The sequence below is a fragment of the Hafnia psychrotolerans genome (assembly GCF_014639435.1).
In the GTDB taxonomy this organism is placed as follows: domain Bacteria; phylum Pseudomonadota; class Gammaproteobacteria; order Enterobacterales; family Enterobacteriaceae; genus Ewingella; species Ewingella psychrotolerans.
This window is the reverse complement of the sequence record NZ_BMFZ01000001.1, coordinates 228800-241271: the sequence shown is the minus strand read 5'-3', so window position 1 is coordinate 241271 and position 12472 is coordinate 228800. Positions and strand designations below refer to the sequence as shown.

The following is a 12472-nucleotide window of genomic DNA, read 5'->3' as shown; positions in this document are numbered from 1 at the left end:
GGATAAAAGTACTGATGACAACTGGCGGACAGCAGGCACAAATCGGCAACGTTGATCTGGTTAAGCAGTTAAACGGCGCGGCGGTTTACCGCCTGATTGATCAGCAAGGGCCGATTTCCCGTATACAGATTGCCGATCACAGTCATCTGGCGCCGGCTAGCGTCACAAAAATCACCCGCCAACTTTTAGAGCGCGGCCTGATCAAAGAAGTCGATCAGCAAGCTTCCACAGGAGGCCGCCGCGCAATTTCGATTATCACCGCAACCCGACCTTTCCATACTGTGGCTATCCGTCTTGGCCGCAATGATGCGACGATTACGCTTTATGACCTCAGCGCTAAAGCCCTTGCAGAACAGCATTATGCTCTGCCAGAACGCACACAGGAGACGCTGGAAAACGCACTCATCTCGGCCATCGCTCAGTTTATTGAATCAAATCAGCGCAAGATTCGTGAGTTAATTTCTATCTCTGTGATCCTTCCCGGTTTAGTTGATCCCAACAAAGGAATTGTGCGCTACATGCCGCATATCAGTGTCGGCAACTGGAGATTGGTCGATGCGCTGGAAGCAAAATTCAACGTCACCAGCTTTGTGGGTCACGATATCCGCAGCCTGGCACTCGCAGAGCACTATTTCGGTGCGACACGCGACTGTCAGGACTCCATTTTGGTTCGTCTGCACCGCGGTACGGGTGCCGGGATCATCGTTAATGGGCAGATTTTTCTCGGCAGCAACGGCAACGTAGGTGAGATTGGTCATATTCAGGTTGACCCATTAGGTGAACGTTGTCACTGCGGTAACTTCGGCTGTCTGGAGACAGTGGCAGCAAACTCGGCGATTGAAAACCGTGTTCGCCATATGTTAACCCAGGGTTATCCGAGCAAACTGACGCTTGATAACTGCTCAATCAGCGCTATCTGTAAAGCGGCAAACCGCAGCGATGGACTGGCCTGCGAAGTCATTGCAGACGTCGGCCGCCAGTTGGGCAAAGGCGTAGCTATCGCCATTAACCTGTTCAATCCGCAAAAAGTCGTGATTGCCGGTGAGATCACCGATGCCGAAAAAGTGCTGATGCCAGCCATTCAAAGCTGCATCAACGCCCAGGTTTTGAAAGATTTCCGCCATAATCTGCCGATAGTGAGATCAGAACTTAACCATCAGTCTGCAATTGGCGCTTTTGCGCTGGTCAAGCGGGCTATGCTCAATGGCGTTCTACTACAGCGTCTGATGGAAAATTAAGCCGTGGTATCGTGCTACATTGCAAGGAAGGGAATAAAGAACTTATGACGATTAAGAACGTAATTTGTGATATCGACGGCGTGCTGTTGCACGACAATACCCCAATTCCAGGTGCCGATCTGTTTCTCGCCCGCATCCAGGAACAGGGCATGCCGCTGGTCGTTCTGACCAACTACCCGTCGCAAACTGCGCAGGACTTAGCCAACCGCTTTTCGGCCGCCGGTCTTGATGTGCCTGAAAGTGCATTTTATACCTCGGCGATGGCAACCGCTGATTTCCTTAAACGTCAGGAAGGTAAAAAAGCCTATGTCGTCGGCGAAGGCGCATTGATTCATGAGCTGTATAAAGCTGGTTTCACCATCACTGATATCAACCCAGACTTCGTGATCGTCGGCGAAACACGCTCTTATAACTGGGATATGATCCATAAAGCGGCTTTCTTTGTTGCTAATGGCGCGCGTTTTATTGCGACTAACCCCGACAGTCACGGCCATGGTTTCTCACCAGCCTGTGGCGCTCTTTGCGCACCGATTGAAAAAATCACGGGTCGCAAGCCGTTTTATGTGGGTAAACCGAGCCCATGGATCATTCGATCAGCACTGAACAAAATGCAGGGCCATTCAGAAGAGACGGTGATTGTCGGTGATAACTTGCGTACTGACATTCTTGCGGGCTTTCAGGCGGGTCTGGAGACCATTCTCGTGCTGTCAGGCGTATCCACATTAAATGATGTCGAAGAGATGCCGTTTCGCCCATCATGGATTTATCCGTCAGTGGCTGATATCGAAATTATTTAGTGCCCGACATAACGTCTGCTCGCCAGAACAGACGGTTTTCCTCTCCTGATTATTTCCTTGCTGTATTTTTACAGCATGTCGAATCGTCTGGAAAAATTGCACATTCTTCAATTTAAATAGTCATAAACTGAGAATCCATCAAAGTTCGACCGACATCTACAAACTATTTTTCAGAAGAAGGTGAAACCACTTGCACACTATAGTGGTTTTGCCGCATTTTCTTAGTCAACCACGCAGCGAAGTCGAACCTTCTATGAGAATTCGGCAAAACGCTTAACAAAAAAACAAAAAAGTTATACCCAAAAACATTCGTGTTGCCGGTGCGTTGGCGGCAACTCGAAGGATGAAGGGTATTGAGAAAAGTCGTTAGGAGAAAGAGATATGTGTTCTATTTTTGGTGTGCTCGATATCAAGACAGACTCTATTGAACTGCGTAAAAAAGCACTGGAGTTGTCCCGCCTGATGCGCCATCGCGGCCCCGACTGGTCCGGTGTCTACGCCAGCGATAAAGCCATTCTGTGCCACGAGCGCCTGTCGATTGTCGACGTCAACAACGGCGCGCAGCCGCTGTATAACGCCGCACACACTCACGTATTGGCCGTTAACGGTGAAATCTACAACCATCAGGCTCTACGTGCTGAATTGGGCGACCGTTACGCGTTTCAGACCGAATCTGACTGCGAAGTGATCCTGGCGCTTTACCAGGAAAAAGGCCCGGAATTCCTCGATGAGCTTCAGGGCATGTTTGCCTTCATCCTGTATGACACAGAAAAAGAGGCCTACATGATTGGCCGTGACCATCTCGGCATCATCCCTCTTTATTACGGCCATGATGAGCATGGCAACATGTACGTAGCCTCAGAAATGAAGTCGCTGGTACCGGTTTGCCGCACGATCAAAGAATTCCCGGCAGGCAGCTATCTGTGGAGTCCGGACGGTGAGATCCGCGAGTATTACCATCGCGACTGGTTCGATTATGACAACGTCAAAGACAACGTCACTGACGCCAAAGCGCTGAAAGACGCACTGGAAGAGTCCGTAAAAAGTCACCTGATGTCTGACGTGCCTTACGGCGTGCTGCTGTCCGGCGGTCTGGATTCCTCCGTGATTTCTGCGATTACCAAGAAATTTGCCGGTCGCCGTATCGAAGACAAAGATCAAAGCGAAGCCTGGTGGCCACAGTTGCACTCCTTTGCCGTTGGTCTGGAAGGTTCTCCGGACCTGAAAGCAGCGCAGGAAGTGGCAACGCATCTGGGTACTGTTCATCATGAAATTCACTTCACCGTTCAGGAAGGCCTTGATGCCATCCGTGACGTGATTTATCACATCGAAACTTATGACGTCACCACCATCCGCGCCTCAACGCCGATGTATTTAATGTCACGTAAAATCAAAGCGATGGGCATTAAGATGGTGTTGTCTGGCGAAGGGGCTGACGAAGTGCTGGGCGGTTACCTGTACTTCCATAAAGCGCCAAATGCTAAAGAGTTCCACGAAGAGACCGTGCGTAAACTGCTGGCATTACACATGTATGACTGTGCACGTGCTAACAAAGCAATGTCGGCTTGGGGCGTGGAAGCGCGCGTGCCATTCCTGGATAAAAAATTCCTCGACGTTGCTATGCGCATTAACCCTAAAGATAAAATGTGCGGCAATGGAAAAATGGAAAAACATATCCTGCGTGAATGTTTTGAATCTTACCTGCCACACAGTGTTGCCTGGCGCCAGAAAGAACAGTTCTCCGACGGTGTGGGTTACAGCTGGATTGACACCTTAAAAGAGGTCGCAGGCCAGCAAATTACCGACCAACAGCTCGAAACTGCGCATTTCCGCTTCCCCTATAACACGCCGGGTTCGAAAGAAGCATACTTATATCGGACTATTTTCGAAGAGTTATTCCCGATCCCAAGCGCTGCAGAATGTGTGCCTGGTGGCCCGTCAGTCGCCTGCTCTTCAGCCAAAGCCATTGAGTGGGATGCGTCATTCAAAAATATGAACGATCCATCAGGACGCGCAGTAGGGGTGCATCAGTCAGCTTACTGATCCTTAGTCGTCGTCATGATTTACCCTAATTAACGGGCCTTTCCAGGCCCGTTTTTTCGTCACTAAAGACATTAGAAATAATGTGTTTTGCTGATTTAATCGCCACACTGGTTATAAGCCAGACAAATGATAGCTCTCAGGGCTTTTTCGTCAAAAAAGAGGTTGACGCAAAACGGTCAACTCCGCATAATGCGCCCCGCAACGCCGATGAAGGTTGCACAAGAAAAGATGGCTACGTAGCTCAGTTGGTTAGAGCACATCACTCATAATGATGGGGTCACAGGTTCGAATCCCGTCGTAGCCACCATCTTTTTTTATGCGGGAGTGGCGAAATTGGTAGACGCACTAGATTTAGGTTCTAGCGCCGCAAGGTGTGCGAGTTCAAGTCTCGCCTCCCGCACCATTTCCTGATATCGGTAAGCACAGTTGGGGTATCGCCAAGCGGTAAGGCACTGGTTTTTGATACCAGCATTCCCAGGTTCGAATCCTGGTACCCCAGCCATTTCTTTCTTGTTATATCTTTGATATATCGCTAAAGAAAACCCAATTTGAAGTGGTTGTACTGTTGGGGTATCGCCAAGCGGTAAGGCACTGGTTTTTGATACCAGCATACCCTGGTTCGAATCCAGGTACCCCAGCCATACTTCTTATTGATAAGCACTTGAAATTCATTAGTAAACGAGTCAACTAGTGCTTGAAGTTTTGCAGTAAGTCAGTAGAATTTGGCTACGTAGCTCAGCTGGTTAGAGCACATCACTCATAATGATGGGGTCACAGGTTCAAATCCCGTCGTAGCCACCATTTTATTGTGTGATGAGTATTTAGATTTACCTTGTTCTTTTGGGGTGTCGCCAAGCGGTAAGGCTCTGGTTTCTGATACCAGCATACCCAGGTTCGAATCCTGGCACCCCAGCCACATTAGAAAAGCCTGCAATTCACGTTGCGGGCTTTTTGCTTTTAAATATCTCCCTTAATACTTCAGGCTACAGATGCGTTGGCTGTACTCAGTCACCCGAATCCCTTACCTGAGTAAGCTCATCGGGTTCCTTCCTCTGCCTAATAACTCAGCCTGGAGTGCCGGCGCAAGGGCTATTCAAAAAGCGCCAAAGGCGTTTCTGTCCTGCCACTCGAATTATTTTGGGGACGGCTTCCGTCTCATTTAAATCCCCAGTGCGTATTTCAATGCTTTGGTTTTCAGGCCACCTGCACGCTCGGCGGTCATCAGCGCCAGATTTCGCAACACTTTCACCGGTGCTAAATCATTGCTGAAAGCAGTATAGAAAAGATCCATCCCGCTTTGCATCAGCAAATTGTCCAGACGGCGCTGACGCTGGTAGCGTAGCAACACGTTCTCGCTGCCCCACGTTTCCCCACTTTCACGCGCTTTTTCCAGCACCGACAATAACGCTGCGACATCCCGGTAACCGAGATTTACGCCCTGCCCCGCCAGCGGATTAATGGTATGTGCCGCATCGCCCACCAACGCCAGTCCCGGTAAGACATAGCGCTGCGCGTGCCGGCGAACCAGCGGGAAAGCGCCCGAAGACAATGCGGTCACCTTCCCAAGACGGGCCGGGAATGCCTGCATGACTTCATTAGTCAGCTGTTTCATGTTCAGCGTTTGCAGATAACGGATGCGCTGCGGGCTGTCGTACCAAACCAGCGACGCCTGACGCCCAAACAACGGCAGGAATGCGCGCGGGCCTGAAGGGAAAAATTGTTGCCAGGTGACATCCTGATCCGGCGTTTCGGTTTCGACGTTAATCAGCATGCAGTTCTGACGGTATTGCCAGCCATCCACACCAATGCCTGCCAGCTGGCGCACCAGGGAATTCGCGCCATCGGCAGCAATCACCAACTGCGTGCGCAGCAGTTCGCCGGTAGTGAGCTGAAGTGACCAGGTTTGGTCATCATGCTGCACAAGATGACACAGTTTAGCCGGGCAAAAACGGGTCAGAGAGGGGAACGCATCAAACTGTTGCCACAATGCCCGCTGAAGGACTGAGTTCTCGACCATGAACCCCAGCTCCGGCAACCCGAGCGATTGCGCATCAAACTTCACTTCGGAGCCATCAAGCTCCCAGGTCTCCAGACGGCGGTATGGCACAGCTCGCATTTGTTCAACGCCCGGCCATGCACCAAGTGTTTTCAGAAAACGTACGGACGCACAGCCAATTGCGGAAATCCGTAAATCGGCGGGCGCTGACGGGTCAAATCCCGCGGGTTCTTCATTCTCGATAACCGCCACCTGAAGACCCTGCTGTGCCAGCCCCAGCGCCGCAGCGGCACCAACCATGCCTCCGCCAACAATCACTGCATCAAATAACTTCTCAGAATTATTCATTTTATTCCGGCTTTTTGTTCAGTTCATTAAGCAAAGTGTACCGGATTTTTGTGTCTGCATCAGAGACTAAGCTGCTTTCCTGCGCTGGTCACCACCGGAGCGAGGGTTTACAATAGCATCCATGAACTGCGCTATACGCTGCGGCATGACCAAACTCCCGTATTTTCCTCCGTTTTGAGTACTGACACACTGATGACGAAAAAACTGCACATAAAAACCTGGGGCTGCCAGATGAATGAATACGATTCATCAAAAATGGCCGACCTTCTCGAAAGCACCCACGGTTACCAGCTCACAGATAATGCTGAAGAGGCAGATATTCTGCTGCTGAACACTTGTTCAATCAGGGAAAAAGCACAGGAAAAAGTGTTCAGCCTGCTCGGTCACTGGAAATTACTTAAAAAGAAAAACCCGGATGTGATCATCGGTGTCGGTGGCTGCGTGGCCTCACAGGAAGGTGAGATGCTGCGCCAGCGTGCGCCTTGTGTCGATGTAGTATTTGGACCTCAAACGTTGCACCGTCTGCCGGAAATGATCAACCACGTACGGGGGACTAAAAGCCCGATTGTCGATATCAGCTTTCCCGAGATTGAGAAATTTGACCGTCTGCCCGAACCGCGCGCCGACGGCCCAACAGCGTTTGTATCGATCATGGAGGGCTGCAACAAATATTGCAGCTTCTGCGTCGTGCCTTATACCCGTGGTGAAGAAGTCAGCCGTCCAAGCGATGATGTGTTGTTCGAAATCGCCCAACTCGCCGCGCAGGGCGTCCGGGAAGTCAACCTCCTCGGGCAGAACGTTAACGCCTACCGTGGCTGCACCTTTGACGGTGGAACATGCAGTTTTGCTGACCTGTTACGCCTGGTTGCGACTATCGACGGCATTGATCGCATCCGCTTCACCACCAGCCATCCAGTGGAGTTCACCGATGACATCATCGACGTCTATAAAGATACGCCTGAGCTAGTGAACTTCCTGCACCTGCCGATTCAGAGCGGTTCTGACCGCATCCTGACCATGATGAAACGCCCACACACAGTGCTGGAATATAAAGCGATTATTCGCAAGCTACGTGCGGTGCGCCCAGATATTCATATGAGTTCTGACTTCATCATTGGCTTTCCAGGAGAGACCAACGAAGATTTCGAAAAAACCATGAAGCTGATTGCTGAGATTAATTACGACGTGAGCTTCAGTTTCATTTACTCTTCCCGGCCCGGTACGCCAGCCGCCGACATGGAGGACAATGTTAGCCTGGAAGAGAAGAAGCAGCGTTTACAGATTTTGCAGGACCGTATTACGCAGCAGGTAGTGCGTTTCAGCCGCGCAACGCTAGGTACCGTACAGCGTATTTTGGTAGAAGGTACTTCCCGCAAAAGCGTGATGGAACTGACAGGACGCACCGAGTGCAACCGCGTGGTGAACTTCGAAGGGACACCGGACATGATCGGCAAATTTGTCGATGTGGAAATTGTTGATGTCTACACCAACTCCCTGCGAGGTGTGGTGGTGCGCACCGAACAGCAAATGGCAATGCGCCTGCATGAATCACCGGAATCGGTGATTGCACGTACCCGTAAAGAAAATGAGATGGGTGTCGGTCTCTATCAGCCCTGATCTGCTCTTTTTGTATGGGCCTTTCATCGACAGGGCGCTTCGGCGTCCTGTTTTTTTTATTGATTGGTATAAGAAAATTGCCAACGTACCTTTCACTACGGTTTAATTTTTCGAGACAGGCCGCATATTGTAACTAAGGTATGCCCGGTTCAACGGGTAACAAGGCATATTTTGCCAACGGCATGTATTATTAACCAAGGTATGGTGAGTTTTGAGCCTCAGTTTCATAATGCGCTGAAGCAAAAATGTCAGGCACGTCAACAGGCCCTGTGTGGCCCAGAGGAATAGTTTGAACGTTGTAACACAAGAGATTTTACTGGAGCCCGAAGACAATCAGCGTTTGCTGAGCCTGTGCGGGCCGTTTGATGACAACATCAAGCAACTGGAGCGCCGGTTGGGCGTTGAAATCAACCGTCGTGATAACGCATTTAAACTGGTCGGGAAAAGCTTGGCCGTCGCCGCAGCCGCCGACATCCTGCGTGACTTATACGTAGACACAGCACCGGTGCGTGGTGAGACGCAGGATATCGATCCTGAGAAAATCCATCTGGCGATCAAAGAAAGCCGGGTGCTGGAACAAACCGCAGAAAGCGTGCCGGATTACGGCAAATCGGTCATCATCAAGACCAAACGTGGCATGGTGAAACCGCGCACGCCAAATCAGGCACAGTACATCGCCAATATTTTCGACCACGACATCACTTTCGGCATCGGCCCGGCCGGTACCGGTAAAACCTATCTGGCGGTAGCAGCCGCTGTCGATGCCCTTGAACGCCAGCAAGTAAGACGCATTCTGCTGACCCGCCCTGCCGTCGAAGCGGGTGAAAAACTGGGCTTCCTGCCAGGCGACCTCAGCCAGAAAGTCGATCCTTATTTGCGCCCGCTGTATGACGCGCTGTTCGAAATGTTAGGTTTCGAGAAAGTCGAGAAGCTGATTGAACGTAACGTGATTGAAGTTGCGCCGCTGGCTTACATGCGTGGGCGTACGCTCAATGACGCTTTTATTATTTTGGATGAAAGCCAGAACACCTCGATTGAACAAATGAAAATGTTCCTGACCCGTATCGGCTTCAATTCAAAAGCCGTGATCACAGGTGACGTGACGCAAATCGACTTGCCACGCCATCAGAAGTCCGGCCTACGCCATGCCATTGAAGTGCTTTCTTCCGTCGAAGAGTTGAGTTTTAACTTCTTTCACAGCGAAGACGTCGTCCGCCATCCCGTGGTTGCACGTATCGTTGTCGCTTATGAAGCCTGGGAAGAAGAAGACCAGAAACGACGAGACGCCATTACAGAGCAACGCCGTCATGAATCCCATCATCCGTCGTCCCAACAGGTTACTCAATGAGTCAGGTTATTCTCGATTTACAGATTGCATGTGAAAGCAGCGACGGCTTACCCACTGAAAGTGATTTTCAGAAATGGCTGGATGTGGTCTTGCCACAGTTTCAGGAAGAGTCAGAAGTCACCATCCGTATTGTGGATGACGCCGAAAGCCACGAGCTGAATATGACATATCGTGGTAAAGACAAATCGACCAACGTGTTATCCTTCCCGTTTGAGGCACCTCCAGGTATGGAGTTACCGCTGCTGGGTGATCTGGTCATCTGCCGACAGGTAGTTGAAAAAGAGGCAGGGGAGCAGCAAAAAGCCCTGCTGGCGCATTGGGCGCATATGGTTGTTCACGGCAGTCTTCATCTGCTAGGGTATGACCACATCGTCGATGAAGAAGCCGAAGAAATGGAGTCTATTGAGATCGAAATTATGCAAAGTCTGGGCTACCCGGATCCGTATATTTTCATTGAAGACACTGGCAAAGACGACCTTCGAGATTAGCGTGATGACTTCCCCCAAAGTCATTGGAGTTGCAGCAAGGCGGCTAACACCACTGCAGCTTCAAGTACCAAGGGACCGCTGATTATTTTATTTTCATCTATATGAGTAAACTTAACCAAACGCCATGAGCGATGACCATTCACAAAATAGTGACAGCCCCAGTCCCAAGAAGGGCTTCTTTTCCCTTATTCTTAGCCAATTGTTTCACGGTGAACCCAAAAACCGTGGCGATCTGGTTGAGCTGATCCGTGATTCCGAGCAGAACGACCTGATCGATCCCGATACCCGTGACATGCTGGAAGGCGTGATGGATATCGCCGAACAACGTGTTCGCGACATCATGATCCCGCGTTCGCAAATGATCACACTCAAACGTAATCAGCCGCTGGAAGAGTGCCTCGATGTGATCATCGAATCCGCACACTCACGCTTCCCGGTGATCAGCGAAGATAAGGACCACATTGAAGGCATCCTGATGGCCAAGGATTTGTTGCCGTTTATGCGCACATCCTCTGAGCCATTCAGCATTGATAAAGTGCTGAGAACCGCCGTGGTGGTGCCTGAAAGCAAGCGCGTTGATCGCATGCTGAAGGAGTTCCGTTCACAGCGTTACCATATGGCTATCGTGGTCGATGAATTCGGCGGGGTTTCTGGCCTGGTCACCATCGAAGACATCCTTGAACTCATTGTCGGTGAAATCGATGACGAATATGATGAAGTGGAAGATCTTGATATCCGCCAGCTAAGTCGTCACACCTACACCGTCCGTGCTCTGGCACCGATTGAAGATTTTAACGACGTCTTCCAGACTCAGTACAGTGACGACGAAGTGGATACGATCGGCGGGCTGGTAATGCAGTCGTTTGGTCATTTACCCGCACGCGGCGAAACCATTGAAATCGGCGGTTACCTGTTCAAAGTTGCGATGGCAGACAGCCGACGTATTATCCAGGTTCACGTAAAAATACCGGACGACGCGCCGCAACCGATACTGGAAGAATAATTACTCCATGGCAATAGCCTCTTTATACCAACGCCAGTGGGTTCGCACCCTACTGGCGCTCTTATTCGGTGCCTGTGGCACACTCTCCTTTTCACCTTACGATTGTTGGCCGGCAGCTTTTGTTTCACTGTTTGGCTTACTGGCGCTTACCCTCGACCGCCGTTCAGGCCAGTCCGCTTGGATAGGTTTTTGGTGGGGCATGGGAATATTTGGCAGCGGCGTAAACTGGGTGTATGTCAGCATTGCCACCTTTGGCGGAATGCCGGAAGCCATTAATCTGTTTTTAGTGGTACTGCTGGCCGGCTATCTATCCCTTTATACCATGCTATTTGCCGGTTTATTAACTCGCCTATTTCCTAACACGACCTGGTGGAAATTGGCGCTGGCAGCCCCTGCCCTATGGCAAGCCACCGAGTTTCTGCGTGGCTGGGTGCTAACCGGCTTCCCATGGTTGCAGTTTGGCTACAGTCAGATTGACGGCCCACTCAAAGGTCTCGCACCTATTGCTGGCGTCGATAGCATCACACTGATAATGACCTCTATTAGTGGCTTGCTGGTTTATGCCGTGCATCAGCGTCGTAAATTGCCCGCCATCATTGCATTGGCATTGCTGTTGTTTCCCTGGTCGCTACGCTATGTCCACTGGTATCAGCCACAGGAAGACAAAAAGGTTGATGTCGCGCTGGTGCAGGGCAACATCGAACAGTCTATGAAATGGGATCCGAATTCGTTAGTCAGCGCACTGCAAACCTATATGGATCTCAGCCGCCCTTATCTCGGTAAGGCGAAGATAATTATTTGGCCGGAATCAGCCATTTCAGATATCGAATCTGACCAGCAGCAGTTCTTGACCATGGTCGATGACCTCTACCGCGCGAAAGGCTCACAGCTCGTGACCGGCATTATTGATGCACGTCGCACCAGCACGGATATGCACGTTTACAACAGCGCGATTGTACTGGGCGGCGACAAACAGTACCGCTACCCGGACAGCAACCGCTTTGATAAACATCATCTGGTGCCGTTCGGCGAGTATGTTCCGCTGGAATCGATCCTGCGGCCATTGGCCCCCCTCTTTGATTTACCCATGTCGGGATTGAGCCGTGGTAATTATATTCAGAAACCACTGCGGGTCAGTGGGCTGAATCTGACCACCGCCATCTGCTATGAAATTGTCTACGGCGAGCAGGTGCGCGACAACCTTCGCCCGGATACAGACTTCCTGCTGACCATTTCTAACGATGCCTGGTTCGGCCACTCTATTGGGCCGTGGCAGCATTTTCAGATGGCACGGATGCGGGCTCTGGAACTGGGACGCCCACTGTTGCGCAGCACCAACAATGGCGTCACGGCAGCCGTCGATGCCAATGGCGAAGTGATTGCTCAGATTCCACAATTCACCCGCCAGGTACTGAACGTGGAGGTCACCCCAACCACAGGGCTTACACCTTATGCTCGCTTTGGCTGGTGGCCAACCTGGCTTATCACTCTCTTAATGGTAGGTGTTGCGTTAACGCTCAACCGACGCCATATCCTGAAATAATCTTGATTGATACAGAACTACGGGCGCTCAATGAGCGCCCGTTTTTTTACG

The 12472-nt window shown here is 50.8% G+C and carries 9 protein-coding genes and 6 tRNA genes; 14 read left to right on the top strand and 1 reads right to left on the bottom strand.

Annotation, left to right across the window (positions count from 1 at the left end; translation table 11 throughout):
- Positions 1 to 14: 14 nt before the first annotated feature.
- The 9 genes from nagC to IEV89_RS01075 all read left to right on the top strand — a co-directional run bounded on the left by nagC (position 15) and on the right by IEV89_RS01075 (position 4994).
- A complete protein-coding gene (gene nagC, locus IEV89_RS01115; RefSeq protein ID WP_188469561.1) occupies positions 15 to 1238 on the top strand; it encodes a DNA-binding transcriptional regulator NagC in 1224 nt (407 codons plus the stop codon).
- Between the two features lie 44 nt (positions 1239 to 1282).
- Complete coding sequence (locus IEV89_RS01110; protein ID WP_188469559.1) at positions 1283 to 2035, top strand: HAD-IIA family hydrolase; 753 nt, start codon at positions 1283 to 1285, stop codon at positions 2033 to 2035.
- Between the two features lie 381 nt (positions 2036 to 2416).
- Positions 2417 to 4078: an asparagine synthase B gene (asnB, locus tag IEV89_RS01105; RefSeq protein WP_188469557.1), complete on the top strand. Its 1662-nt coding sequence runs from the start codon at positions 2417 to 2419 to the stop codon at positions 4076 to 4078.
- Between the two features lie 230 nt (positions 4079 to 4308).
- Positions 4309 to 4385: transfer RNA gene (locus IEV89_RS01100), tRNA-Met, on the top strand.
- Between the two features lie 11 nt (positions 4386 to 4396).
- Positions 4397 to 4481 (top strand) — tRNA-Leu (locus IEV89_RS01095).
- A 24-nt stretch (positions 4482 to 4505) separates the two neighbouring features.
- Positions 4506 to 4580, top strand: a tRNA-Gln gene (locus tag IEV89_RS01090).
- Between the two features lie 64 nt (positions 4581 to 4644).
- Positions 4645 to 4719, top strand: a tRNA-Gln gene (locus IEV89_RS01085).
- Between the two features lie 83 nt (positions 4720 to 4802).
- A tRNA-Met gene (locus tag IEV89_RS01080) sits at positions 4803 to 4879 on the top strand.
- A 40-nt stretch (positions 4880 to 4919) separates the two neighbouring features.
- A tRNA-Gln gene (locus IEV89_RS01075) sits at positions 4920 to 4994 on the top strand.
- Positions 4995 to 5237: 243 nt separating this feature from the next.
- On the opposite strand, the gene ubiF is transcribed toward IEV89_RS01075, so the two are convergent.
- Positions 5238 to 6422 carry a 3-demethoxyubiquinol 3-hydroxylase gene (gene ubiF / locus IEV89_RS01070; RefSeq protein WP_188469555.1) on the bottom strand — a complete coding sequence of 395 codons (1185 nt, stop codon included), beginning with the start codon at positions 6420 to 6422 and terminating at the stop codon, positions 5238 to 5240.
- 192 nt (positions 6423 to 6614) lie between these two features.
- Between ubiF and miaB the strand changes: the two genes are divergently transcribed.
- The 5 genes from miaB (at position 6615) to lnt (ending at position 12421) form a co-directional block, all read left to right on the top strand.
- Positions 6615 to 8039, top strand: a complete 1425-nt coding sequence (gene miaB, locus IEV89_RS01065) for a tRNA (N6-isopentenyl adenosine(37)-C2)-methylthiotransferase MiaB (RefSeq protein ID WP_188469553.1) — start codon at positions 6615 to 6617, stop codon at positions 8037 to 8039.
- A 271-nt stretch (positions 8040 to 8310) separates the two neighbouring features.
- Positions 8311 to 9387 (top strand): PhoH family protein, encoded by a 1077-nt coding sequence (locus IEV89_RS01060; RefSeq protein ID WP_188469551.1) that lies wholly within the window; start codon positions 8311 to 8313, stop codon positions 9385 to 9387.
- Complete coding sequence (gene ybeY / locus IEV89_RS01055) at positions 9384 to 9875, top strand: rRNA maturation RNase YbeY (protein ID WP_188469549.1); 492 nt, start codon at positions 9384 to 9386, stop codon at positions 9873 to 9875. The genes IEV89_RS01060 and ybeY overlap by 4 nt, the downstream gene beginning before the upstream one ends.
- Positions 9876 to 9999: 124 nt before the next feature.
- Positions 10000 to 10878 carry a CNNM family magnesium/cobalt transport protein CorC gene (gene corC / locus IEV89_RS01050; protein WP_188469547.1) on the top strand — a complete coding sequence of 293 codons (879 nt, stop codon included), beginning with the start codon at positions 10000 to 10002 and terminating at the stop codon, positions 10876 to 10878.
- 7 nt (positions 10879 to 10885) lie between these two features.
- The gene (gene lnt, locus IEV89_RS01045; RefSeq protein ID WP_188469545.1) at positions 10886 to 12421 is read left to right on the top strand and encodes an apolipoprotein N-acyltransferase; all 1536 of its coding nucleotides are present in this window, start codon (positions 10886 to 10888) and stop codon (positions 12419 to 12421) included.
- The last annotated feature ends 51 nt before the right edge of the window (positions 12422 to 12472 follow it).